Origin of the sequence: Pseudomonas benzopyrenica, assembly GCF_036884265.1 — a bacterium.
Classification (GTDB): domain Bacteria; phylum Pseudomonadota; class Gammaproteobacteria; order Pseudomonadales; family Pseudomonadaceae; genus Chryseomonas; species Chryseomonas benzopyrenica.
This window is the reverse complement of the sequence record NZ_CP145723.1, coordinates 662,362-686,675: the sequence shown is the minus strand read 5'-3', so window position 1 is coordinate 686,675 and position 24,314 is coordinate 662,362. Positions and strand designations below refer to the sequence as shown.

Genomic DNA, 24,314 nt, shown 5'->3' with positions numbered 1-24,314 from the left:
CGGGAGCTCCGCCAGGCGGGGCTCGACCGTCAGGCATGGCCGTCGGGAAAAGGGATGCGTATCCTAGCAGCCTGCCGGGCGGAAGACCTCCCCGTCGGCGAAAAACGCGCGACCGTCCCCAGGACGCAGCCGCTTCGTCCCCTACCGCGCTACAAGGCCTGCTCTCGCGATGCCCGCCTCCCGCTTCCGTCGGACCGCCCTGGTCGTCCTGCTTAGCTTGCTCCCCACCCTCGCCCTGGCCACCGCCAGCCGGCAGAACACCGAGGAATTCACCCTCGACAACGGCCTCAAGCTGGTGGTCCGCGAAGATCACCGGGCGCCGGTCGCCGTGGTGCAACTCTGGTATCGCGTGGGGTCGAGCCTGGAGGCGCCCAGCGCGACCGGCTTGTCCCATGCCCTGGAACACCTGATGTTCAAGGGCAGCCGCAAGCTCGGTGCCGGCGAGGCCTCGCACCTGCTGCGCGATCTGGGCGCCGAGGAGAATGCCTTCACCACCGATGACTACACCGTCTACTACCAGCTGCTCGCCCGCGATCGCCTGCCGGTGGCCCTGGAGCTGGAAGCCGATCGCATGCAGCACCTGCGCCTGGCGCCCGACGAGGTCAGCCGCGAGCTGGAGGTGATCAAGGAGGAACGCCGGCTGCGCACCGACGACCGCCCCGAGGCACTGTCCTTCGAACGCTTCAAGGCCGCGGCCTACCCGGCCAGCGGCTATCGCAACCCCACCATCGGCTGGCCCCAGGACCTGCAGCGCCTCGGCGTCGACGACCTGCGCCGCTGGTACCAGACCTGGTACGCACCCAATAACGCCACCCTGGTGGTGGTGGGCGACGTCGAGCCCCAGGCGATCCGCGCCGAGGTGCAGCGCTGGTTCGGTGGCATCCCCCGCAGCGACCTGCCCGCGCTACGACGACCGCTGGAACTGCCCGCGCCGGGCGAACGCCGCCTGGCCCTGCAGGCCCGCGAGCTGCCCAGCCTGCTGATGGGCTTCAACGTGCCCAGCCTGGCCACCGCCGCCCAGCCGCGCGATGCCTATGCGTTGCAACTGCTGGCCGCCCTGCTCAGCGGCGGCTCGGGGGCACGCCTGCCCAGTCGTCTCGAACGCGGCGAGGAAGTGGCCAGCAGCGTGCGCGCCGCCTATGGCGCCTATACCCGCGGCGACAGCCTCTTCCTGCTCAGCGGCACCCCCAATACCCAGCGCGGCAAGACCCTCGACCAGCTCGAAGCGGCTTTCTGGACGCAGCTGGAGCTGCTCAAGCGCGAGCCGCCCAGCGCCGAGGAACTGGCCCGGGTCCGCGCCCTGCTGGTAGCCGGATTGGTCTATGGCCGCGACTCCATCACCGCCCAGGCCAGCAGCATCGGCCAGTTGGAAAGCGTCGGCCTCGGCTGGCGCCAGGGCGATCGGCTGCTCGACGAGCTGGGCCAGGTCACTCCCGACGACCTGCGCCGCGTGGCCCGTACCTACTTCACCCGCGAGCGCCTGACCCTGGGCCAGTTGCGCCCCGAACCCACCGCGGAGGCCCGTCGATGAAGCGTATGCTGTGCCTTGCGCTGTGCCTGCTCGCGGGCTGTCAGTCCCCCACCCCGGTCGGCGACCTGGCGCGCGCCTATCCCGCCGTGGACAGCCTCAAGACCCTCAAGGAGGCACCGCCCCTGGGGCGCCAGCTGGACATCCAGCGCTGGCGCACCGCCGAGGGCGCCCAGGTGCTGTTCGTGCCGGCGCCGGAATTGCCGATGTTTGACGTGCGCCTGATCTTCGCCGCCGGCAGCAGCCAGGACGGCGCCACGCCGGGCCTGGCCATGCTGACCAACGGCCTGCTCAACGAAGGCACCCCGGGACGCGATGCCGGCGCCATCGCCGACGGCTTCGAGCGCCTGGGCGCCGATTTCAGCAACGGCGCCTATCGTGACCAGGCGGTGGCCGGGCTGCGCACCCTCGCCGATCCGGCCCACAGCGAACCGGCCCTGGCACTGCTGGCCGACGTGGTCGGTCGCCCGACCTTTCCCGCCGAGGCCATCCAACGCATCCGCGACCAGTTGCTGACGCTGATCGCCGCCAGCCGTCGCGAGCCGGCCAGCCTGGCCGGCGAAGCGCTGCAGGAACGTCTCTATGGCAGCCATCCCTATGCCCATTCGCCACGGGGCACGGCAGCCGGACTGGCACGCCTCGACGCGGCCAGCCTTACGGCCTTCCATGCCCGTGCCTATGCCGCCGGCAATGCCGTGATCGCCCTCACCGGCGACCTGGATCGCGCCCGCGCCGAGCAGATCGCCGCCCAGCTGTCGCGCGCCCTGCCCCGCGGCCCGGCCCTGCCGCCACTGCCGGTGCCAGCGCCTGCCGCACCGGCCCGGGTGCAGCTGGAGATCCCGGCGCAGCAGACGCGCCTGCTGCTCGGCCAACTCGGCATCACCCGCCGCGATCCCGACTACGCCGCCCTCTTCGTCGGCAACCAGATCCTTGGCGGTGGCGGTTTCGGCAGTCGCCTGATGACCGAATTGCGCGAACGCCGCGGTCTCACCTACGGCGTCAGCTCGGGCTTCACCCCCATGCGTCAGCCTGGCCCCTTCACCCTCGGCCTGCAGACCCGCGCCGAACTAGGCGATGCCACCCTGGCCCTGGTCCGTGACCTGCTGCGCGACTACCTGGCCCAGGGCCCTACCCAGGCCGAACTGGACCGCGCCAAGCGGCAGATCGAAGGCAGCTTCCCACTGGCCAACGCCAGCAACGGCGCCATCGTCGCCCAACTGGGCAACATCGGCTTCTATGACCTGCCCAGCAGCTACCTCGATGACTTCCTCCAGCAGGTCCGCCGGCTGACGGTGGAACAGGTGCATGCCGCCCTACAGCGCCACCTGGATCCGGCCAACTTCGTCGTGGTCAGCGCCGGCCCACGGGTCGCCCAGCAGCCGCTGCCGCCACCCCGCCCTCTTCCCAACCTGCCGCCCAGCGGCGTTCCGGAGCACTAGCATGGCCCAGAAGACCGCCAACCAACTGCGCATCATCGGTGGCGACTGGCGCAGCCGGCGCTTCGTCTTTCCCGATGCCCTGGGCCTGAGACCCACCCCGGATCGGGTCCGCGAGACCCTGTTCAACTGGCTGGCCGCCGTCACCCCGGGCGCCCGGGTGCTGGACCCCTTCGCCGGCAGTGGCGCCCTACTGCTGGAAGCCCTCTCCCGCGGCGCCGGCCCGGCGCTGGCCTTCGACCTCAATGCCCAGGCCGCCAATGCCCTGCGCGGCCATCTGCAGGCCCTCGGCTGCGCCCAGGCCGAGGTACGCCAAACCGACGCCCTGCAGGCGCTGGCCAAGCCGGCGGCGACGCCCTTCGACCTGGTGTTTCTCGATCCGCCCTTTGGCCAGGACCTGCTGGAGCCGGCCTGCGCGACCCTGGAAGCCCAGGGCTGGCTCGCCGCGGACGCCTGGATCTACACCGAGAGCGAGACCCAGCCCTCGCGCCTGAGCCTGCCCGCGACCTGGCAACTGCACCGCGAGAAGAAGACCGGCAACGTCCACTACGCCCTCTGGCACCGCCAGGCGTGAACAGCGCCCCCTTTCGCCCGGCGCGCTGGCTGCCCGGTCCGCACCTGCAGACCCTCTGGGGCTCGCTGTGGCGCCGCCTGCCGCCCATCACTCGCCCGCGCGAACGGCTATGGCTGGAGGATGGCGACTTCCTCGATCTGGACTGGTATCACGCCGAGGACCCACAGGCGCCCCTGGTGCTGATCGCCCACGGCCTCACCGGCAGCTCCGGCTCCCACTACGTACTTGGCCTGCAATTCGCCCTCGCCGCCCGCGGCTGGGCCAGCGTCGGCCTCAACTGGCGCGGCTGCTCCGGCGAACCCAACCGCCTGCCGCGAGGCTATCACTCCGGCGTCAGCGAAGACCTGGCCGCGGTGGTGCGCCATCTGCAGGCCAGTCGTCCGGAGGCTCCGCTGTATGCGGTGGGCTTTTCCCTCGGTGGCAATGTGCTGCTCAAGTACCTCGGTGAGCGCGGCGCGGAAAGCGGACTACGAGCCGCGGTGGCGGTGTCGGTGCCCTTTCGTCTGGACCTCTGCGCCGATCGCATCGGCATCGGCTTCTCGCGTATCTATCAGCGGCACTTCATCCGTGAACTGGCGCGCTATGTGCGCGACAAGCAGGCACTGTTCGATCGCGAGCGCCATCCCGAGCAGCACGAGATCCTCGCCCGCCTGGGCCCGCCCGAGGGGCTCAAGACCTTCTGGGACTTCGACGACAGATACACCGCGCCCCTGCATGGCTTTCGCGATGCCCGGGACTACTATCGCCAGGCCTCCAGCCGCTATTACCTGGGGGGTATCCGCATCCCCACCCTGCTGATCCAGGCCGAGGACGATCCCTTCATCGGCACCGACGCCCTGCCCGCCCGCGCCGAACTGGCGCCCGACACCCTGTTCGAGCGCCTGCCCCACGGCGGCCACGTGGGTTTCGTCGGCGGCTCCTTCCGCGACCCGGACTACTATCTGGAAAGGCGCATCCCCGACTGGCTGGTCAGCCAACGGGCAGCGCCATCCGGCCGATAAACGCCCACGGGTCGGCGATCCTGGCGGCTGTCGCCTTGGCCTCACCCCGCCCCTGAGCTACCATCCAAGCCCCAACAGCTTCGCCCCCAGGACAGAGTCATGAACCGAGTGCTATACCCCGGCACCTTCGACCCCATCACCAAGGGCCATGGCGATCTGGTGGAGCGCGCCTCGCGGCTGTTCGACGAAGTCGTGGTGGCGGTGGCGGCCAGCCCCAAGAAGAACCCGCTGTTTCCGCTGGAACGCCGGGTCGAGCTGGCCAAGGCGGTGACCGCGCACCTGCCCAACGTCGAGGTGATCGGCTTCAGCTGCCTGCTGGCCACCCTGGTGGAACAGCAGAAGGCGACCATCATCCTGCGCGGCCTGCGCGCCGTGTCGGATTTCGAGTTCGAATTCCAGCTGGCCAACATGAACCGGGTGCTGGCGCCCCAGGCGGAAAGCATGTTCCTGACCCCGTCGGAACACTATTCCTACCTCTCCTCCACCCTGGTGCGCGAGATCGCGGCCCTCGGTGGCGACGTGACCAAGTTCGTCCATCCCACCGTGCATCAGGCGCTGCTGGAGCGTTTTGCCCCGGCCGCCTGATTAACCCCAAGGACTGTCGGGTGCAGCCGGCGCGCGGATGGGGCAAAATGCGCGCCTGACTTTTGGATCGCTGCGCGTTCGCGTGGCGAGGAGCCGACGATGTCCCTCATCATTACCGACGATTGCATCAACTGCGACGTGTGCGAGCCTGAGTGCCCGAACGGCGCCATCTCTCAGGGCGCGGAGATCTACGTGATCGATCCGAACCTGTGCACCGAGTGCGTGGGCCATTATGACGAACCCCAGTGCCAGCAGGTCTGTCCGGTGGACTGCATCCCTCTCGACGAAAACCATGTCGAGACCAAGGAGCAGCTGCACGACAAATACCTGAAGATCAGCGGCCAGGGCTAGCGCCAGGGCCTTACTCGGTACGCCCGTAGCCGCTCTGGGTGCAGCCCAGGCAACGCACGAAGGCCGCCTTGCCCGGCTCGACCACCAGGGCCTTGCCGGCCTTGCCGATGTTACCGCCCGCGGCGGTGAATGGCAGACTGACCACAAAGACGCCCGCGCCGATCACGGTGGCGGCGATCAGCAGCGGCCGCGCGATCAAGAGATCGCCGATCATGGAAAAGGCGGCGGGAGCCTGGGCTTCACCGAACGCCTGGTCGGCGGTCTGATACTCGGTGACGTCACCCTGAGCCTGTTGCGCCTGCGCCGGCAGGACCTGCATCGTCAGGGCCAGCGCCAGCACGGCAGCCAGGCTACGGAACGGATTCATACGGCTGATCCCTTGCGCGGTTGTGATGGTGGTCCCTGAACTATAACAGGCCGCCCGCACTTGTCATGCGGGCGGTCCCCAGACGTCATTCGGCGCGGACGACCGGCTGCGGCGCGCGGCGATGGGCGTAGACCATGAGCGCGATACCGCCGAGCACCATGGGCACGCAGAGCACCTGCCCCATGGTCAGCCACCCCCAGGCCAGATAGCCGAGCTGGGCATCGGGCACCCGCACGAATTCGACGATGAAGCGGAAGATGCCGTAGCAGAGCACGAACAGGCCGGACACGGCCATGGTCGGCCGCGGCTTGCGCGAATACAGCCAGAGGATCACGAACAGCGCCACGCCTTCCAGGGCGAACTGGTAGAGCTGCGAGGGATGGCGCGGCAACTGGGCCGGATCGCTGTAGGGCGGGAAGATCATCGCCCAGGGCACATCGGTCGGCTTGCCCCAGAGTTCGGCGTTGATGAAGTTGCCGATGCGGCCGGCACCCAGGCCGATGGGCACCAGCGGCGCGATGAAATCCATCAGCTCGAAGAAGCCCTTGTTGTGGCGCTTGCCGAACCACCAGACCGCCAGGATCACCCCGAGCAGCCCGCCATGGAAGGACATGCCGCCCTTCCACACCTCGAAGATCAGCGTCGGATTGGCGATGTACTCCGCCAGGTTGTAGAACAGCACGTAGCCGAGTCGACCCCCGGCGATGACCCCCAGCGCCACCCAGAACACCAGGTCGGACAGGGTCTCGCTGGTCCAGCGCGGATCGAAGCGATTGAGCCGACGCTTGGCCAACCACCAGGCGCCACCGATCCCCACCAGGTACATGAGCCCGTACCAGTGGATCTTCAGCGGTCCCAGCGACAGGGCCACCGGGTCTATTTGCGGATACGGCAGCATGGTGCCTCCTTGAAGGGGATCAGAGTAAGAAGTTGAGACCGACGCCGAACAGCAACAGGGCGAACAGGCGCTTGAGCAGCCGGGGCGACAGGCGATGGGCCAGTCGCGCACCGAAACGGGCCGAGAACATGCTGGTCAGGGCGATACCCAGCAAGGCCGGCAGATAGACATAGCCCAGGCTCCAGGCGGGCAGGCCCGGCTGCTGCCAGCCGACCAGGATGAAGGACAGCGCCCCGGACAGGGCAATGGGCAGGCCGCAGGCCGCCGAGGTGGCCACCGCCTGCGGCATGCTCAGGCTGCGCCAGATCAGGAAGGGGACGGTAAGCGAGCCGCCGCCGATGCCGAAGATGGCCGAGGCCCAGCCGATCACCACCCCGGCCACCGTCAGCGCCGGCTTGCCCGGCTCACCGGCCTGGGCCTTGGGGCGCAGGTCCAGCGCCAGCTGGAGGGCGATGAGGATGGCGAAGGTGCCGATGATCTTCTGCAGCAGCGGGCCGTGGATGGCGGCGGCGGTCAGGGCGCCCAGGGCGCTGCCGAAGACGATGCCCAGGGCCATCCAGGCGAACAGCCGCCAGCGCACGGCGCCAAGCCGGTGATGGGCCCAGACGGAATTGAGCGAGGTGAAGACGATGGTGGCCAGCGAGGTACCCACCGCCAGGTGGGTGAGGATATCCGGATTGAGGCCCTGGGCGGTAAAGCTGTAGACCAGCACCGGCACGATGATCAGGCCGCCGCCGACCCCGAACAGACCGGCCAGCAGCCCGGCGCAGACGCCGAGCACCAGGAAGAGCAAGAGATCCATCATCACCTCGGGCGCAGGAGGCGGCATGGTACGCCGCTGCCTGCCCGGCGGGAAGCGGCCTTCCCGCCGGACACGCTCAGCTCTGGACGCTGGCCGCCGGGTTGATCACCCGACCCAGTCCGAGGTTGCGCAAGGCGAGATGCAGGGCGCTGTGGATGACCTGGGGGTTGTCGATCTGGCGCATCTGCTGCACCAGTTCCCGGGCCTTTTCCAGGGTGACCTGGCGCAGCAGCCATTTCACCTTGGGCAGGTTGGTGGCGTTCATCGACAGGGTATCGAAGCCCATGCCCATGAGCAGCACCGCCGCCGCCGGATCGCCGGCCATCTCGCCGCAGATGCTGACCGGCACCCCTTCGGCATGGGCGCCATCGACCACCTGTTGCAGCGCCTGCAGCACCGCCGGGTGGAAGTAGTCGTAGAGATCGGCCACCCGCGGATTGTTGCGATCCACCGCCAGCAGGTACTGGGTCAGGTCGTTGGAGCCTACCGAGATGAAGTCCACCTGGCGCGCCAGATCACGGGCCTGGTAGACCGCCGAGGGCACCTCGACCATGACGCCCACCGGCGGCATGGGAATGTCGACACCTTCGTCACGCACCTCGCACCAGGCACGATGCAGCAGATGCTGGGATTCCTCCACCTCGTGCACGCCGGAGATCATCGGCAGCATGATGCGCAGGTTGTTCAGGCCTTCGCTGGCCTTGAGCATGGCACGGGTCTGCACCAGGAAGATTTCCGGATGATCCAGGGTGACACGGATGCCGCGCCAGCCCAAGAAGGGGTTGTCTTCCTTGATCGGGAAATAGGACAGCGCCTTGTCGCCGCCAACGTCCAGGGTGCGCATGGTCACCGGCGCCGGATGGAAGGCCGCCAGCTGCTCGCGATAGATGGAGAGCTGCTCCTTCTCGCTGGGAAAGCGCTCGTTGACCATGAAGGGGACTTCGGTGCGATACAGCCCGACCCCTTCGGCGCCCCGCTGCTGGGCGCGGGCCACGTCGGCCATCAGGCCGGTGTTGACCCACAGTGGCATGCGGTGGCCGTCGAGGGTCTCGCAGGGCAGGCTGCGCAGGGCATCGAGGCCCTGGGTCAGCTGGCGCTCCTCTTCCACCACGTCGCCGTACTGCTTGATCAGCGTGGGCGAAGGGTTGGTGAAGATTTCGCCGTGGTAGCCATCGACGATGAGGTCGATGCCGTCCACCTTGGAATACGGCAGGTCCACCGCGCCCATGACGGTGGGCACGCCCATGGCACGCGCCAGGATGGCAACGTGGGAGTTGCCCGAACCCAGCACCGAGATCAGGCCGACCAGGCGCCCCTCGGGCACCTCGCCGAGCATGGCCGGCGAGAGCTCCTCGCTGACCAGGATGGTGTTTTCCGGGTAGATCAGGCAGGCCTGGTGGGCCTGCTGCAGATAGGCTAGGAGCCGGCGCCCGAGGTCGCGCACATCGGCGGCGCGTTCGCGCAGGTAGGCGTCGTCCATCAGCTCGAAGCGCTGGACGTGCTCCATCACCACCTGGCGCAGGGCGCCCTGGGCCCACTGGCCGCTCTTGATGATGGTGGTCACCTCGTTACCGAGGGCGGCGTCGTCGAGCATCATCAGATAGACGTCGAACAGCGCCTGCTCTTCCTTGCGCAACTGGGTGGACAGCCGCTTGGACAGCGCCTTCATGTCCGCCCGCACGCCTTCCAGCGCCGAGCGGAACAACTGCAGCTCGGCGTCGATGTCGGTCACGGTCTTGTCCGGGACCACTTCCAGGTCGGCCGGTGGCAGGACCACCACCGCCTTGCCGACGCCGACCCCGGGCGAGCCGGGGATGCCGACGAAGCGGGCTTCCTGGATGCCCCTGCCCTGCCGATCCAGACCACGGATCGTCCCGGTGGCCTCGGCATGGGCGATCACCCCGGCGAGCTGGGCGCTCATGGTGACCAGGAAGGCTTCCTCGCCCTCGTCGAACTGACGGCGTTCCTTCTGCTGCACCACCAGCACGCCCATGACCCGACGGTGGTGGATGATGGGTGCACCGAGGAAAGACGCATAGCGTTCCTCACCGGTCTCGGCGAAATAGCGAAAGCGCGGGTGGCTGGCGGCGTCTTCGAGATTGAGCGGCTCTTCGCGGGTGCCGACCAGACCGACCAGGCCCTCGTTGGGGGCCATGCTGACCCGGCCGATGGACTTCTTGTTGAGACCTTCGGTGGCCATCAGCACGAAACGGTTGGTGTCCGGATCCAGCAGATAGACGGAGCAGACCTGCGACTGCATGGCCGCGCGGACGCGCTGCACGATGATGGACAGTGCCGACCCCAGATCCTTGGCGGCATTGACCTCCTGGACGATCTTGCGCAGAACTGCAAGCATCTAGCGCCTCCGCAGCCGACGCCCGGCGGATCCGCCGGCGTGCATCACGTGTCGTTCATCCTGCATGACCACAGCTTCTCCTCACCTCTTTCGCACCGGCCGTACCGGCAATCAGGCCAGCAAGCGGGGTGCCAACTCCTTGAGCGCCCGCCGATAGACCTCTCGCTTGAAGGTCACCACCTGGCCCAGAGGGTACCAGTAGCTTACCCAGCGCCAGCCATCGAATTCCGGCTTGCCCGTCACATCCATCCGCACCCGCTGCTCTTCCGCGGTCAGCCGCAGCAGAAACCACTTCTGCTTCTGGCCGATGCACAGCGGACGGCTGTGGGTGCGCACCATGCGCTGCGGCAGACGATAGCGCAACCAGCCCCGGGTACAGGCCAGGATACGGACATCATCGGGGCTAAGCCCCACCTCTTCGTTGAGCTCCCGGTACAGCGCCTCTTCGGGCGTTTCCCGGTCATCGATCCCACCCTGGGGAAACTGCCAGGCATCCTGGTTGATGCGGCGAGCCCACAGTACTTGGCCGGCATCGTTGGCGAGAATGATGCCGACATTGGGGCGAAAACCATCAGCGTCGATCACGGCTGCCACCCTTGAAAAATATCGTTGCCCGCATTGTTCCACAAAGCCCGACAGCCCAGCAATGCAAGCTCCGGACCGACCGGGGCGCGGCCGACCGGCGCAGGCTCCCGGCAACCGCCGCGACCTGCAAAGGCCCGCATTATGGTGGTCGCCAGCTGAACGTCGGCTTAAGGGCGGGCAATCGTCGTGCGCTAGCGGAAATGCCGCTGTACGGCCATGTAGACCGCCAGCGCCAGACCGATCCAGCCGACCAGCCAGAAATAGTCGAGATAGCCCAGCACCTGACTCTGGCGGGTGACCAGACTGGAGATCTGCGCCAGGGCGCTGTCGGCGCCGGTAGCCTGCCGATAGCGTTCGACGTAGGCCTGGTAGTTCGGGGCATAGGGGTTGACCGCAGCGCTGAGCACCGTGGCATGGAAGGCGTCGCGCCACTGCAGGAAGACGTTGGACAGCACGATACCCATGGGCATGACCAGCTGCTGGGTCATGTTCTTGATCTGGTAGGCCTGGCTGAAATAGGCCGGTTCGACGCGCATGAAGGTGTACATGATGATCACCGCGAAGGTACCGATCAGGTAGGTGCCATGCATCATCAGGCCCGGCACCAGCTGCTGATAGAGGGGCACGTCGGCGTGCTGGTGCACCATCCAGAAGCCGTAGCCGGCCAGCAGCAGATAGCCCGCCACCAGGTACTTGCGAAAGCCGCCCCAGGGAAAGCGCTCGCGCAGCCGCACCGACGTGATCATCAGCAAGGGTGCCAGGCCGCACAGCCAGCCGAGCGCCATGACGCCCCCGGCGGTATAGACCGGCAGCTGCAGACCGTTGACCACGTACTGGGGAATGATGAAGTTGTAGGCCCCGAGCAGGAAGTAATTGAGCATCATGAACAGCATGCCGGCGAGAAAGCCGGGGGTGATGGCATGCTTGAAGTCCAGGGTCGGCCGCACCAGGCCGCGCTCGTAATAGACGTAGAGCCCGAGGATGGCCGTGCCCAGCAGCAGCTCCAGGGCCAGCCACGGACCATCGCTGAAGAAATCGAAGGCCAGCCGCTGGGTGGTGGTGGTCAACAGCAGACTGCCACCCGCCAGCAGCACCATGGATAGCAGCGACGGCGCCCCGGAATTCTCCAGCGGGTGGGAACGCCGCGGCAGCGACAGCCAGACGCAAATGGCCACCAACGCGCAGGCCAGCGCCGGCACCATGAAGATGGCGCGCCACTGATGGCCTTCCAGCAATTCCGCGGTGGTGAAGGACGCCAGCGCACCCCCCAGGGGCACGCCCGAGGCGAAGGCGCGGATCCCGGTCGGCAGCTGCGGACCGGAGAAATACATCTGCACCAGCACCCGCGCCCCGGCAAAGAAGGTGGCGGCGCCGGCGCCCATCAGGACGCGTCCGGCGATGAAGGTCGGAAGATCCGTGGCCACCAGGCAGCATACCTGGCCGACCAGATGGATGCCGACGGCGGTAAAGATCAGGTTGCGATAGCCCAGGCGCTGGGCGAACCACTGGTGCGGCGCGCTGGTGACGATGACGGCGACGCTGTAGCAGGCGGTCGCCAGGCTGTAGCTGCGCGGGTCGATGCCGAGGCCGCCATAGACATAGCGGTTGGCCAGGGCGATGGACAGGTTGTCGAGAAAGTACACCAGCACCATCAGGGTGATGCTCAGCAGCAACAGGCCGCGGTGATGGGGGCGATCGGTGTCGTCGGCGTACATGAAGACCCAGGGCTGGCACTAAGGGGGGGCCAGTCGTGGACCCTGCGTCTGGCACGGGGTTCAGAGGCCGCGTTGTCGCAGCCTCCTTCAGGTGATGCGCATCGCGTCCCGGCTCAGCCAGGTAGCAGGGCCCGGACGTCTGCTAGGAGTTCGTCCGGCACCTCCACCCAGCCACGGGTGGTATTGCGAGCCCGCGCCTGGTAGCGGCGCTGCGACGGCAGGCGGGCGCCCTGGGCCTCGATGCCGGCGAACAACTGCTCGGCGCGCTGCTGGTAGTCGCCTACCGCTGCGCCGAGAAAACGCTGGGGATCGAAGGCCAGGATGAGTTCGCCGTGATAAGGCAGTCCGCCCGCCCCGGCGTCGACCGCGGAAGATTCCGGGCTGGTGAGATCGCCGATCAGCGGTCCGGCGAGCAATTCGATCATGGCCGACAGCGCCGAGCCCTTGTGACCACCAAAGGTGAGCATGGCGCCCTCCTCCAGCACGGTGCGGGCATCGCTGCTGGGAGCACCCTCGGCATCCACTCCCCAGCCCTCGGGCAAGGCCTTGCCGGCGCGACGATGCAGTTCGATCTCGCCGCGAGCCACGGCACTGGTGGCGAAATCGAAGACGAAGGGTTGCCCTTCCGGCCGCGGCCAGCCAAAGGCGATGGGATTGGTACCGAACAGCGGGCGACGACCGCCGGCCGGGGCGACATAGGCCTGGGTCGGATTGCAGGCCAGGGCCACCAGGCCCCTGGCGGTGAGGGCTTCCATCTCCACCCAGAGCGCCGAGAAGTGCACGCAGTTGTTGATCGTCAGGGCCGCCAGGCCACAGGCGCGCGCCTTGGCTTCCAGCAGCGGCAGACCGGCGTGGAAGGCCAGCGGCGAGAAGCCACCCCCGGCATCGACCCTGACGATGGCCGGCGCCACGTCCTCGATGCGGGGTTCGGCATCCGGCACCACCTTGCCGGCCTTGAGCGTCTTGACGATGCCCAGCAGCCGATAGATGCCGTGGGAGGCACAGTCATCACGCTGGCCGGCCACCATCATGGCGGCGATGGCTGTACTCTGCGGTTGACTGAAACCCTGGGCCGCAAGCACCTCTTCGGCCAGGTGCTGCAGCTCTTCCGGGGTCATCTGGGCCATGGCGGCGCTCCATCGGGAAAACCCCGACTATGCCGCAACCAGCCACGGCCCGCTCGCTCGACTTGGGACCGGTCATGCCGATCCCGGCACAGTCAGCCCTGGTGGTAGCGCCCCGACAACTCGTGCACGGCTTCGATGAAGGCGCCGGCGTGAGCCGGGTCCACCTCGGGAGTGATGCCGTGACCCAGGTTGAAGACGTGGCCGCTGCCCTGGCCATAGCTTTCCAGGATACGCCCCACCTCGGCGCGAATGGCCGCCGGCTTGGCGTAGAGCACGCTGGGATCCATGTTGCCCTGCAGGGCAACCTTGGCACCCACGCGGCGGCGCGCTTCGCCAATGTCGCAGGTCCAGTCCAGGCCCAGGGCCTCGGCGCCGCTGTCGGCCAGGCTTTCCAGCCAGAGACCGCCGTTCTTGGTGAAGAGGATCACCGGTACCTGTCGTCCTTCATGCTCGCGGATCAGCCCGGCGACGATCTTGCGCATATAGGCCAGGGAGAACTCCTGGTAGGCCGCGGCGGATAGGTTGCCGCCCCAGGTATCGAAGATCTGCACCGCCTGGGCGCCAGCACGAATCTGGCCGTTGAGGTAGGAGGTGACCGCCTGGGCCAGCTTATCCAGCAGCAGGTGCAGGGCCTCGGGGGTGTCGTAGAGCATGGCCTTGGCCTTGCGGAAATCCTTGCTGGAGCCGCCTTCGATCATGTAGGTAGCCAGGGTCCAGGGGCTGCCGGAAAAGCCGATCAGGGGTACCCGGCCGTCCAGCGCCGTGCGGATGGTGCGCACGGCGTCCATCACGTAGCCCAGGTCGGATTCGGCATCGGGGATCGGCAGCGCCTCGATGTCGGCCGGGGTATCGATCACCTTGCGAAAGCGCGGACCCTCGCCAGTCTCGAAATAGAGGCCCTGGCCCATGGCATCGGGGATGGTGAGGATGTCGGAGAAGAGGATGGCCGCATCCAGGGGATAGCGCTCCAGCGGCTGCAAGGTTACCTCGCAGGCGAATTGCGGGTTCTTGCACAGACTCATGAAGTCACCGGCGCGGGCCCGGCTGGCGCGGTACTCGGGCAGGTAGCGCCCGGCCTGGCGCATCATCCACACCGGGGTGACGTCCACCGGCTGCTTGAGCAGGGCACGCAGAAAACGGTCGTTCTTCAGGGCAGTCATGGCGACATCCGGCAGCAAAAGTGCTGGCATTGTCGCAAAGCGGCTGGCAAAAGGCACGGCAGGGGGGCGTGCCTTTTATCTATCGGGGTGATGGGGTGCTCCGTAGGGTGACGGTGCAGCCTCGCCTATCGCCGGACGGTCATCCAGATGGAAAACGCTGTGCGGTTTTCAATCCTACGGCTCGGCGGGCTAATCGTGGCCATGCCGGTGCGCCGTAGCGACCGCTCCTACAGAGTGACGTTTTTCGTAGGAGCGGCCCATGGCCGCGATTGCTTGGCGGATACTGCACGAAGCCCCGTGCCGGCAGGATCCCACCCCAAAAAAAAGCCGACCGGCTTGCACCGGTCGGCTCTTGTCCAGCGGCCTGGCCTCAGACGCCCAGGTAGTCGAGGATGCCCTCGGCGGCGTTGCGGCCTTCGAAGATGGCGGTCACCACCAGGTCGGAGCCGCGCACCATGTCGCCACCGGCAAAGATCTTCGGGTTGCTGGTCTGGTGCTTGAACTCGTGCAGCCCCGGCGCGACGACGCGGCCCTGGCTGTCGATGTCGATGTTGAACTGCTCGAACCAGGGCGCGGGACTCGGGCGGAAACCGAAGGCGATGACCACCGCATCGGCCGGCAGGATCTCCTCGGAACCGGGGATCGGCTCGGGACTGCGGCGGCCACGGGCATCGGGCTCGCCCAGACGGGTTTCCACCACCTTGACGCCTTCCACCTTGTCTTCGCCGATGATGGCGATGGGCTGGCGGTTGAAGAGGAACTTCACGCCCTCTTCCTTGGCGTTCTTCACTTCCTTGCGCGAGCCCGGCATGTTGGCGGCGTCGCGGCGATAGGCGCAGGTCACGCTCTTGGCGCCCTGGCGGATGGAGGTGCGGTTGCAGTCCATGGCGGTGTCACCTCCGCCCAGAACCACCACGCGCTTGCCCTTCATGTCGACGAAGTCGGCCGCATCTTTTTCGAAGCCCAGGTTGCGGTTGACGTTGGCCACCAGGAAATCCAGGGCGTCGTGGACGCCAGGCAGGTCTTCGCCGGGGAAGCCGCCCTTCATGTAGGTGTAGGTGCCCATACCCAGGAAAACCGCATCGAATTCCTCGAGCAGCTGATCCATGGTCACGTCCTTGCCCACCTCGGTGTTCAGACGGAATTCCACGCCCATCCCGCCGAAGACCTCGCGACGGCGACTGAGCACGGTCTTTTCCAGCTTGAATTCGGGGATGCCGAAGGTCAGCAGGCCACCGATCTCGGGATGCTTGTCGAACACCACCGGGGTCACGCCATTGCGTACCAGGATGTCGGCGCAACCCAGGCCGGCCGGACCGGCACCGATCACGGCGACCCGCTTGCCGGTGGGCTTGACCTTGGACATGTCCGGGCGCCAACCCATGGCGAAGGCGGTGTCGGTGATGTACTTCTCCACCGAGCCGATGGTCACCGCGCCGAAACCGTCGTTGAGGGTACAGGCGCCCTCGCAGAGCCGATCCTGCGGGCAGACGCGACCACAGACCTCGGGCAGGGTGTTGGTCTGGTGCGACAGTTCCGCCGCCGCCAGGATGTTGCCTTCGGACACCAGCTTGAGCCAGTTGGGAATGAAGTTGTGCACCGGGCACTTCCATTCGCAATAGGGGTTGCCGCAACCCAGACAGCGATGCGCCTGCTCGGCAGCCTGCTGCGGCTTGAAGGGATCGTGGATCTCGACGAATTCCTTCTTGCGCTGGCGCAGCAGCTTCTTCTTTGGATCCTTGCGACCGACCTCGATGAACTGGAAGTCGTTGTTCAGACGTTCAGCCATTTCCAAACCTCTTGAAGCGACGCCCCTTCAGCAGGGCGCCACGAGCTATCACGGTGAAACCGGCGCCTTGAGGCGCCGGCATCGAAGTCGTTATTCCGGACGGGCGCGGGTGCTGACCAGCAGCGACGCCAGGCTGGCGGCCTTGGGCTTCACCAGCCAGAACTTGCGCAGGTAGTCGTCCAGGTTCTCATGGAGATGGCTGCCCCAGGCGCTGCCGGTCTCGCGCACGTATTCAGCCAGCACCCCTTCCAGGTGGCTGCGGTAGGCCTCCATGGCCTCGCTGTTGATGCGCTGGATCTCTACCAGTTCGTGGTTGACCCGGTCATAGAAGCCGTTGTCCAGGTCCAGCACATAGGCGAAGCCGCCGGTCATGCCCGAGCCGAAGTTGTAGCCGGTCTTGCCCAGGACGCAGACGAAGCCGCCGGTCATGTACTCGCAGCAGTGGTCGCCGGTGCCTTCCACCACGGTGTGGGCCCCGGAGTTACGCACCCCGAAGCGTTCACCGGCGGTGCCAGCGGCGAACAGCTTGCCACCGGTGGCGCCATAGAGGCAGGTATTGCCGATGATGGCCGATTCCTGGCTCTTGAAGCCCGCGCCCTGGGGCGGGGTGATGACCAGCTTGCCGCCGGTCATGCCCTTGCCCACGTAGTCGTTGGCATCGCCTTCCAGATACAGGTGCAGGCCGCCGGCATTCCAGACGCCGAAGCTCTGGCCAGCGGTGCCCTTGAAGCGGAAGGTCAGCGGCGCCTTGACCATGCCCTGGTTGCCGTGACGCCGGGCGATTTCGCCGGAGACACGGGCACCGATGGAGCGGTCGCAGTTGCCGATACTGAGGCTGAAGTCACCGCCTTCGAGCTGCTCGATGCCCGGCAGGGACAGACGCACCATTTCCTCGGCTAGCAGACCCTGGTCGAACGGCGGGTTCTTTTCCACCTGGCAGTATTGCGGCTTCTCCGCCGGGATGTGGTCGCTACCCAGCAGCGGGGTGAGGTCCAGGTGCTGTTGCTTGGCGGTCTCGCCCGGCAGGATTTCCAGCAGGTCGGTACGGCCGATCAGCTCGCCCAGGCTGCGTACGCCCAGCTTGGCCAGCCATTCGCGGGTCTCCTCGGCGATGAAGGTGAAGAAATTCATCACCATTTCCACCGTGCCGATGAAGTGCTCCTTGCGCAGTCGGTCGTTCTGGGTGGCGACACCGGTGGCGCAGTTGTTCAGGTGGCAGATGCGCAGGTATTTGCAACCCAGGGCGATCATCGGCGCGGTGCCGAAGCCAAAGCTCTCGGCGCCGAGGATGGCCGCCTTGATCACGTCCAGGCCGGTCTTCAGGCCGCCGTCGGTCTGCACCCGCACCTTGCCGCGCAGATCGTTACCGCGCAGGGTCTGGTGCGCCTCGGCCAGGCCCAATTCCCAGGGCGAGCCGGCGTACTTGATGGAGGTCACCGGCGAAGCACCGGTACCGCCGTCATAGCCGGAGATGGTGATGAGGTCGGCATAGGCCTTGGCCACACCGGCGGCCACGGTACCTACGCCAGGCTCGGACACCAGCTTGACTGATACCAGCGCCTTGGGGTTGACCTGCTTGAGGTCGAAGATCAGCTGCGACAGGTCCTCGATGGAATAGATGTCGTGGTGCGGCGGCGGCGAGATCAGCGTCACGCCAGGTACCGCATAGCGCAGCTTGGCGATCAGGCCGTTGACCTTGCCACCGGGGAGCTGACCGCCCTCGCCCGGCTTGGCGCCCTGGGCCACCTTGATCTGCAGGACCTCTGCATTGACCAGGTACTCGGGAGTGACGCCGAAGCGGCCGGTGGCCACCTGCTTGATCTTGGAGCTCTTGACCGTGCCGTAGCGCGCCGGATCCTCGCCGCCCTCACCGGAGTTGGAGCGTCCACCCAGGCGGTTCATGGCCTCGGCCAGGGCCTCGTGGGCCTCTGGCGACAGGGCGCCCAGGGAGATGCCGGCCGCATCGAAGCGGGTGAAGATGTTGGCTAGCGGCTCGATCTCGTCCAGCGCCAGGGGCTGGTCACTGGTCTTGACCTTGAGCAGGTCGCGGATCATCGCCACCGGACGCTGGTCCACCAGCGCGGTGTATTCGCGGAACTTGGCATAGTCGCCCTGTTGCACGGCGGCCTGCAGCAGGTTGACCACGTCCGGGTTGTAGGCGTGGTATTCGCCGCCATAGACGAACTTGAGCAGGCCACCCGGCTGGATCGGCTTGCGGTTGTTCCAGGCCTCGCCGGCCAGCAGTTTCTGCTCGGCTTCCAGGTCGACGAAGCGCGCGCCCTTGATGCGACTGGTGACACCGGGGAAGCAGAGGTCGGTGACCTCGTCCGCCAGGCCCACGGCCTCGAACAGCTGGGCGCCGCGATAGGAGGCGACGGTGGAGATGCCCATCTTGGAGATCACCTTGAGCAGGCCCTTGGTGATGCCCTTGCGGTAGTACTTGAACACCTCGTAGAGGTCGCCCAGCACCTCGCCGGTGCGGATCAGGTCACCCAGCACCTCATAGGCCAGGAACGGATAGACCGCGGTGGCGCCAAAGCCCAGCAGCACGGCGAAGTGGTGCGGATCACGGGCGGTGGCGGTCTCCACCAGGATGTTGCTGCTGGTACGCAGGCCCAGGTTGACCAGGTGGTGATGCACGGCGCCGGTGGCCAGCACCGCGTGTACCGGCAGCTTGCCCGGCTCGATGTGGCGGTCAGTCAGCACCAGCAATACCTTGCCGGCACGCACGGCCTCCTCTGCCTGCTCGACGATGTTGCGCAGCGCCGCCTCGAGGCCCATGGACTCGGGGTAGTTGAGGTCGATCTTGACATGCTCGAAGCCAGGCTTGGGCATGTTGAGGATGGTCCGCCACTTGGCCGGCGAGACCACCGGGCTGCTCAGGATGGCGCGATCGGCGTGCTCGGCGGTTTCCTCGAAGACGTTGCGCTCGGCACCCAGGCAGGTCTCCAGGGACATGACGATGGACTCGCGCAGCGGGTCGATCGGCGGGTTGGTGACCTGGGCGAACTGCTGGCGGAAGTAGTCATAGGGCGAACGGATACGCCGCGACAGGACCGCCATGGGGGTGTCGTCGCCCATGGAACCCACGGCTTCCTGACCCTGCTCGCCCAGCGGGCGCAGGACCTGGTCACGCTCCTCGAAGGTGACCTGGAACATCTTCATGTACTGGCGCAACTGATCCTGGTCGTAGAAGGCCGAACCGTGATCGTTGTCGTCCAGGGTCGCCTGGATGCGCATGGCGTTCTTGCGCAGCCACTGCTTGTAGGGATGACGCGCCTTGAGGCGATTGTCGATGTCGTCGGTCTGCAGCACCTCACCGGTCTCGGTGTCCACGGCCAGTATCTGGCCCGGGCCGACCCGGCCCTTGGCGATGACGTCGTCGGGCTGATAGTTCCAGACGCCCACTTCCGAGGCCAGGGTGATGTAGCCGTTCTTGGTGGTCACCCAGCGCGCCGGACGCAGGCCGTTGCGATCGAGCAGGCAGACCGCATAGCGACCTTCGGTCAGCACCACGCCGGCCGGACCGTCCCAGGGCTCCATGTGCATGGAGTTGAATTCGTAGAAGGCGCGCAGATCGGCGTCCATGGTCTCGACGTTCTGCCAGGCCGGCGGAATGATCATGCGCACGGCGCGGAACAGGTCCATGCCGCCGGTCACCAGCAGCTCCAGCATATTGTCCATGCTGGAGGAGTCGGACCCGACGCGATTGACCAGCGGACCGAGCTGGTCGAGATCCGGGATCAGTTCGTTGACGAACTTGGTCCGCCGCGCCTGGGCCCAGTTGCGGTTGCCGGTGATGGTGTTGATCTCGCCGTTGTGGGCGAGATAGCGGAAGGGCTGCGCCAGCGGCCACTTTGGCAGGGTGTTGGTGGAGAAGCGCTGGTGGAACACACAGATGGCGGTAGCCAGGCGCGGATCGCCGAGGTCCGGATAGAAGGCGGCGAGGTCCGCCGGCATCATCAGGCCCTTGTAGACGATGACCCGGGACGACAGGCTGCAGATGTAGTGTTCGGCGTCCTCGGCATTGCGCACCGAGGAACGGCGGCGGGCGGAGAACAGCTTGACGGCGAACTGCTGGTCGTCGAGACCGGGACCGGCGACGAACACCTGCTCGATGCGGGGCAGTCGCGCCAGAGCGAGTTCACCCAGCACGGAAGTATCGATGGGCACCTTGCGCCAACCGACCAGGGTCAGGCCAGCGGCCTCGATCTCCAGGTTCATGTTGGCGCGAGCCTGTTCGGCACGGGCCTCGTCCTGGTTGAAGAACACCACGCCCGCGGCATATTGCTCGGGCAAGTCGACGCCGAACTGCTCCTGGGCGATGGCGCGCAGGAAGGCATCCGGCTTCTGCATGAGCAGACCGCAACCGTCGCCGGTCTTGCCGTCCGCGTTGATACCGCCCCGGTGGGTCATGCAGGTCAGGGCTTCAATGGCCGTTTCCAGCAGGTTGTGGCTGGGCTCGCCCTGCATATGGGCGATCAGGCCGAAGCCGCAGTTGTCCTTGAAGCTATCGGGATTGAACAGGCCTGCTTTCATAGCGCTCTCACCGGCAATCAGGTTATTGCGAAGGCATCACAAAACTGTCCGCTTATTTGAACTTTTTTCGGACAGTCAAAGGCTGACCAGTGTAGCGAAAAAAACGCCTTCGACAAACACTGATGACACCTGATGAAAATTCCATGACGCAAAATAGAAAGCCCCGGCGTCACTCTCGTGATAGCGCCAGGGCTTTCTTTCGCGGCAAGCAAGAATCAACGGCTGGTGGCGATGTCCTGCTGGATGCTGGCGAAGGTCCGTGGCCAGGGCTTGCTGGCCTGCACCTTGGCCGGCAACTGCTTGGCCGCCGCCTCGGCTGCCGCACGATTGGCGAAGCTGCCGTAGGTCACTACATAGAGCGCCTTGCCCTGGTAGCTTTTCTTGAAGTAGTGAAAGCTGCCACTGTCGGTCTGGCGGGCGATGAAGTCCTGCGCTGCCTTCTCGGTACTGGTGCCCACTACCTGCAGGGCGTACTTGCTGCCCGACTGGCTGCCGTACCAACCCGCTGCTGCGCTGCCCGCATGAGCGGGCGCTGCAGCCGGAGCCGGCTTGGTCGGTGCCGGTGCAGGGGTAGGCGCAGGTGCGGTGTGACGGGGCGCCGGAGCCGCCACTGCCGGAGCGCTGGCCGCCGGAGTACGCGCCGGCGTGCGGCTGGGCAGTTCGTCCTCGTCACTGATGGGTGGGGCATCGGTGGTCACGGTCGGCGGCACGCCGCCCGCACCCATGTCGTTGCCCGCGGCGGTACCCGCCTGACGACCGCCCGCCGCTTCCGCGAGGGGTTCACGGATGACCGGCTGCGACTCACCCACCAGCGGCAGGGGCAGCGGCTTGGAAGAGCCGTCGAACTGGATGGGCGCCCCCTGGGCGTCCTTACCGGCAGAGGCGGTGTTCTGACCGCCCATAGGCAGGTCCTGCCCCGTGGTCGCGGTCGCCGGGGCCTCGCTCTTGCCGCCCTTGAGCGACAGGGCGGCGGCGCCCACCGCCAGCACCACCACCCCGAGAATGACCAGATGCTTGCGCGGCAGGGCCGCCAGCAGATTGCGCGAGCCTTTCACCGGTGTCGCGGCCTTCTTGCGCCGGGCGCTCATGCCGGCTACCAGCACATCCCGGGCTTCTTCGTTGAGCCGACCGGGCCAGCCGCCGGAGCGCTCGTGGATGGTCGCGAGCTGCTCGTCGGTAAAGATCTCCAGGCCCTGACCGGCACCCTCCAGACGCTGGGCCAGGTATTCCTCGGCCTCGCTCTCGCTGTAGGGCAGCAATTCGATGGCGTGATAGCGCTCTTCGCCCTGGGCGATGTCTTCCAGGCGCATCACCACTTCCGCCTCGCCAAACAGGAAGACGTGCAGGCGCTCCTTTTCGGTGCCGCCAGCCAACTCCAGCAGGGCTTCCAGCGCGGGAGTGGCTAGGGCCTCGGCGTCATCCACCAGGATGTAGACCTCCTGTCCCGCCAGGCGCACTTCCGCCGCCTGTTCGAGAATGGCTGCAGGCGTCTGGCTGTCGGCACCCACGCCCTTGGCGACCTGGGCCAACACCGTGCGGGCGTCACCGCCGTTCTGCGCGGAAATCACCACGCAATGCACGGCTTCCTTCTTGGTGCTGGCCGCCAGCGCCTGGCGCAGCAAGGTCTTGCCACTGCCCTCGGGACCACTGACCACCAGCAGGAGCTGGCTGTAGCGAGCCAGGTGATGCAACTGGCCCAGCACCGGCTTGCGCTGCGCCGGAAAGAATTTGAAACCAGGAACGCGGGCAGCGAACGGGTCGTGAGTGAACTGATAGTGACCGAGAAAGGCTTCGTCGGCATGCAGATTGGACATGGGACTCTCTTGTTCTCCTTACTGGGCGGTCAGCGCTTGGTAATCGGTACGCAGCGTCTGCTCGAGAATGTCGCGGGCGAAGTCAGCGGTCACCACGGCTTGGCCCAGGTCACTGAGCAGCACCAGCCGTAGTTGTCCGTCCAGGACCTTCTTGTCCACCGCCATGAGGCGTTCGAAATCGGCCGGCTGCATATCGGCCGGGGGCACCACGGGCAGCTTGGCCTTGACCAGCAGGCGGATCGCCCGGTCACGCTGCGCAGGACTCAACCAGCCCAGCAGCAGGGACATCTGCAGCGCCATCACCATGCCGGCGGAGACCGCCTCGCCATGCAGCCAGACGCCATAGCCCTGGTGGGTCTCGATGGCATGTCCGAAGGTATGGCCGAGGTTGAGGATCGCCCGCAGGCCCGACTCGCGCTCGTCGCTGCCCACCACTTGGGCCTTGGCCGCGCAGGAGCGCTCGATGGCTTCGGTGAGCGCGGTCTGATCCAGTGCCAGCAGCGCCTCGACGTGCTCTTCGAGCCAGCCGAGAAAGGGTTCGTCACAGATCAGGCCATACTTGATGACCTCGGCCAGGCCAGCCGACAGCTCGCGCGCCGGCAGGGTCGCCAAGCTGTCGGTGTCGATGATTACCGCCTTCGGCTGATAGAAGGCGCCGACCATGTTCTTGCCCAGCGGGTGGTTGATGCCGGTCTTGCCGCCCACCGAGGAATCCACCTGGGACAGGAGCGTGGTGGGTACCTGGATGAAGTCCACCCCACGCTGATAGCAGGCCGCGGCGAAGCCGCCCATGTCGCCGATCACCCCGCCGCCCAGGGCGATGAGGGTGGTCTTGCGGTCATGGCGATCCTGCAACAGACCATCGAAGATCAGCTGCAGGGTTTCCCAATTCTTGTGCGCCTCGCCGTCGGGCAGCACGATGGTGCTGACCAGCCGATCGCCCAGGGTGCGCAGCAGGCGCTCCAGATAAAGCGGCGCGATGGTGTCATTGGTGACGATCGCCACCTTGCGTCCGGCGAGATGGGGCAGGACGCATTCCGGTCGATCCAGAAGGCCCTGGCCGATGTAGATCGGGTAGCTGCGCTCACCGAGCTCGACGTGAAGAGTCCGCATGCCATCACCTTGATTCAAAGGGCGCCTAGCATAGCGCAGAACGCCCGCGGCTTTAATGTGGTGCCAGGGCTTTCAGACGGTCGAGTATCTGCAACACCACCAGCCGCGGTGGCCGCTCGTCGGTCTCGATGATGATGTCGGCGATCTCGCGATACAGCGGATCACGCATGGCCATGAGATTGCGCAATACGGCCGCGGGATCGGCGGTCTGCAGCAGCGGCCGATTGCGGTCCCGCGAGGTACGCTCAATCTGCTGCTCAATGGAGGCATGCAGGTAGATGACCCGCCCGCCATGCTTGAGTGCCTGGCGATTGTCTTCGCGCAGCACGGCGCCGCCCCCGGTGGCCATCACCAGACCGTTTTCCGCGCATAGCTCGGCGATCGCGGCGTGTTCACGCTCGCGAAAGCCCTGCTCGCCTTCCACATCGAAGATCCAGGGGATGTCGGCACCGGTGCGTTCTTCGATTACCTTGTCGGAATCCTTGAACGGCAGCCGCAATTCCTTCGCCAGGAGCCGACCGATGGTGCTCTTGCCCGAGCCCATCGGTCCTACGAGAAACAGATTACGCACTTA

At 66.5% G+C, this 24,314-nt stretch carries 19 protein-coding genes; 6 read left to right on the top strand and 13 right to left on the bottom strand.

Going from position 1 to position 24,314, the window contains the following annotated elements:
* Nucleotides 1-169: 169 nt before the first annotated feature.
* From V6W80_RS03225 to V6W80_RS03200, 6 genes are all read left to right on the top strand, one after another.
* Nucleotides 170-1,531 carry a M16 family metallopeptidase gene (locus tag V6W80_RS03225; RefSeq protein WP_338545828.1) on the top strand — a complete coding sequence of 454 codons (1,362 nt, stop codon included), beginning with the start codon at nt 170-172 and terminating at the stop codon, nt 1,529-1,531.
* Nucleotides 1,528-2,967: a M16 family metallopeptidase gene (locus V6W80_RS03220; protein ID WP_338545827.1), complete on the top strand. Its 1,440-nt coding sequence runs from the start codon at nt 1,528-1,530 to the stop codon at nt 2,965-2,967. The genes V6W80_RS03225 and V6W80_RS03220 overlap by 4 nt, the downstream gene beginning before the upstream one ends.
* A gap of 1 nt (nt 2,968) precedes the next feature.
* On the top strand, nt 2,969-3,538 hold the full coding sequence (gene rsmD / locus V6W80_RS03215) for a 16S rRNA (guanine(966)-N(2))-methyltransferase RsmD (RefSeq protein ID WP_257704566.1): 570 nt from the start codon (nt 2,969-2,971) through the stop codon (nt 3,536-3,538).
* On the top strand, nt 3,535-4,539 hold the full coding sequence (locus V6W80_RS03210) for a hydrolase (protein WP_338545826.1): 1,005 nt from the start codon (nt 3,535-3,537) through the stop codon (nt 4,537-4,539). The genes rsmD and V6W80_RS03210 overlap by 4 nt, the downstream gene beginning before the upstream one ends.
* 99 nt (nt 4,540-4,638) lie before the next feature.
* Complete coding sequence (gene coaD, locus V6W80_RS03205) at nt 4,639-5,124, top strand: pantetheine-phosphate adenylyltransferase (RefSeq protein WP_338545825.1); 486 nt, start codon at nt 4,639-4,641, stop codon at nt 5,122-5,124.
* 99 nt (nt 5,125-5,223) lie between these two features.
* On the top strand, nt 5,224-5,475 hold the full coding sequence (locus V6W80_RS03200) for a YfhL family 4Fe-4S dicluster ferredoxin (RefSeq protein ID WP_017641009.1): 252 nt from the start codon (nt 5,224-5,226) through the stop codon (nt 5,473-5,475).
* Nucleotides 5,476-5,485: 10 nt separating this feature from the next.
* Here the strand turns inward: V6W80_RS03200 and V6W80_RS03195 are convergent, their stop codons facing one another.
* The 13 genes from V6W80_RS03195 to aroK all read right to left on the bottom strand — a co-directional run bounded on the left by V6W80_RS03195 (nt 5,486) and on the right by aroK (nt 24,311).
* Nucleotides 5,486-5,842 (bottom strand): hypothetical protein, encoded by a 357-nt coding sequence (locus tag V6W80_RS03195; RefSeq protein WP_017641010.1) that lies wholly within the window; start codon nt 5,840-5,842, stop codon nt 5,486-5,488.
* Between the two features lie 85 nt (nt 5,843-5,927).
* Entirely contained in the window at nt 5,928-6,740 is an 813-nt protein-coding gene (lgt, locus tag V6W80_RS03190; protein ID WP_017641011.1) for a prolipoprotein diacylglyceryl transferase, read from the bottom strand.
* 19 nt (nt 6,741-6,759) lie between these two features.
* On the bottom strand, nt 6,760-7,542 hold the full coding sequence (locus tag V6W80_RS03185; RefSeq protein ID WP_184292310.1) for a TSUP family transporter: 783 nt from the start codon (nt 7,540-7,542) through the stop codon (nt 6,760-6,762).
* Nucleotides 7,543-7,618: 76 nt separating this feature from the next.
* Nucleotides 7,619-9,898: a phosphoenolpyruvate--protein phosphotransferase gene (gene ptsP, locus V6W80_RS03180; RefSeq protein WP_160924102.1), complete on the bottom strand. Its 2,280-nt coding sequence runs from the start codon at nt 9,896-9,898 to the stop codon at nt 7,619-7,621.
* A 111-nt stretch (nt 9,899-10,009) separates the two neighbouring features.
* Nucleotides 10,010-10,483 carry an RNA pyrophosphohydrolase gene (locus tag V6W80_RS03175; protein WP_007161635.1) on the bottom strand — a complete coding sequence of 158 codons (474 nt, stop codon included), beginning with the start codon at nt 10,481-10,483 and terminating at the stop codon, nt 10,010-10,012.
* A 191-nt stretch (nt 10,484-10,674) separates the two neighbouring features.
* A complete protein-coding gene (locus tag V6W80_RS03170) occupies nt 10,675-12,198 on the bottom strand; it encodes an MFS transporter (protein WP_338545824.1) in 1,524 nt (507 codons plus the stop codon).
* Between the two features lie 113 nt (nt 12,199-12,311).
* Nucleotides 12,312-13,325: an Ldh family oxidoreductase gene (locus V6W80_RS03165; RefSeq protein WP_184292005.1), complete on the bottom strand. Its 1,014-nt coding sequence runs from the start codon at nt 13,323-13,325 to the stop codon at nt 12,312-12,314.
* Nucleotides 13,326-13,417: 92 nt separating this feature from the next.
* Nucleotides 13,418-14,485 carry a uroporphyrinogen decarboxylase gene (gene hemE, locus V6W80_RS03160; protein ID WP_184292003.1) on the bottom strand — a complete coding sequence of 356 codons (1,068 nt, stop codon included), beginning with the start codon at nt 14,483-14,485 and terminating at the stop codon, nt 13,418-13,420.
* Nucleotides 14,486-14,855: 370 nt separating this feature from the next.
* On the bottom strand, nt 14,856-16,274 hold the full coding sequence (locus V6W80_RS03155; protein WP_064309265.1) for an FAD-dependent oxidoreductase: 1,419 nt from the start codon (nt 16,272-16,274) through the stop codon (nt 14,856-14,858).
* A gap of 90 nt (nt 16,275-16,364) precedes the next feature.
* Nucleotides 16,365-20,813: a glutamate synthase large subunit gene (gene gltB / locus V6W80_RS03150; protein ID WP_338545823.1), complete on the bottom strand. Its 4,449-nt coding sequence runs from the start codon at nt 20,811-20,813 to the stop codon at nt 16,365-16,367.
* Nucleotides 20,814-21,028: 215 nt separating this feature from the next.
* A complete protein-coding gene (locus V6W80_RS03145; protein WP_338545822.1) occupies nt 21,029-22,627 on the bottom strand; it encodes an AAA family ATPase in 1,599 nt (532 codons plus the stop codon).
* An 18-nt stretch (nt 22,628-22,645) separates the two neighbouring features.
* Nucleotides 22,646-23,740: a 3-dehydroquinate synthase gene (aroB, locus tag V6W80_RS03140; RefSeq protein ID WP_338545821.1), complete on the bottom strand. Its 1,095-nt coding sequence runs from the start codon at nt 23,738-23,740 to the stop codon at nt 22,646-22,648.
* Nucleotides 23,741-23,792: 52 nt separating this feature from the next.
* Nucleotides 23,793-24,311 (bottom strand): shikimate kinase AroK, encoded by a 519-nt coding sequence (gene aroK / locus V6W80_RS03135; protein WP_059313511.1) that lies wholly within the window; start codon nt 24,309-24,311, stop codon nt 23,793-23,795.
* Nucleotides 24,312-24,314 lie beyond the last annotated feature (3 nt).